The sequence below is a fragment of the Bradyrhizobium sp. NAS80.1 genome, from assembly GCF_001908205.1.
GTDB lineage: Bacteria > Pseudomonadota > Alphaproteobacteria > Rhizobiales > Xanthobacteraceae > Bradyrhizobium.
On record NZ_LGHL01000490.1, the window covers coordinates 1 to 1,142 of the forward strand.

1 protein-coding gene is annotated in these 1,142 nt (G+C 59.7%); it reads left to right on the forward strand.

Going from position 1 to position 1,142, the window contains the following annotated elements; genetic code table 11:
• Positions 1-85: 85 nt before the first annotated feature.
• Positions 86-1,142: extracellular catalytic domain type 1 short-chain-length polyhydroxyalkanoate depolymerase (locus AC629_RS44465; protein ID WP_168195772.1), on the forward strand; the 1,057-nt coding region annotated here is incomplete at its 3' end.

Genomic DNA, 1,142 nt, shown 5'->3' on the forward strand with positions numbered 1-1,142 from the left:
CTGCTCGGTTCTTGACTCGGTTCCTCAGGCTCGCCATGTTGCGATGCACAACTATATTTTGCGATGCAAAATAGGAGTGGTCCCGATGCGCGATTTACGCGAAATTCTTCCCCGTCTTCAGGCGTTTCGAAGCAAATTCGAACATCTTCTTGCTGCGGCCCGAAAGAACGCGGCACAGGCTCGCGTGTCGCCAGCAGGCCGCGCGACACGGCTGCGAGAATTGACCGGATTTGGTGTAAATCCCGGCAATCTTCGTATGTTCGTGTACGCTCCCAAAGAGCTGCCGCCCAAGGCGCCGTTGGTTATTGCGCTCCATGGCTGCACCCAGAACGCCGCAGAGTATGACCACGGTACCGGCTGGTCGTCGCTCGCCGACAGCCTCGGCTTCGCGGTCGTTTATCCGCAGCAGCAGCCTGCGAACAATCCGAAGAATTGCTTCTCGTGGTTCCTGCCAAACGACATCGCGCGCGGCCACGGCGAGGCGCGTTCGATCAGGGAGATGGTCGAGCACGCCATCGCGACATTTGCTGCCGACCGCCGAAAGGTCTTCGTGACGGGCCTCTCGGCCGGCGGCGCCATGGCTTCGGTTATGCTCGCAACATACCCGGAGGTTTTTGCCGGCGGCGCCATCATTGCCGGACTGCCCTATGGGTGCGCAGGCAACGTTCAACAAGCATTCGAGGCCATGTTCACCGAACGGGGACATGCCGCGCAAGCGCTTGGCAATCGCGTACGAGCCGCATCCAGACATCGCGGGCCGTGGCCGAAAATCTCAGTATGGCATGGCGCTAACGATCCCATCGTGAGACCTTCCAACGGTGAAGACATCATTCGGCAATGGACCGACGTGCACGGGATTTCGGAGAGTCCCTCGCACCATGAATTTATCGAGAACCACACGCGCCGCGTATGGAGCGACGCAAACGGCAAGCCACTGATCGAGGCGTTTTCCATCAGCGGCATGATGCATGGCGTGCCGCTCGCGACGACGACGGGAGAGCGTTGCGGCTCTGCCGGTGCATTTTTCCTGGATGTGGGAATCTCCTCCACGCATCACATCGCACGCTTCTTTCGCCTGCACGAGTCTCTGGTTGAAATGCCGCGTGCCGCAGCGCCGGTGTCAACGACCATTCAGATTCCAA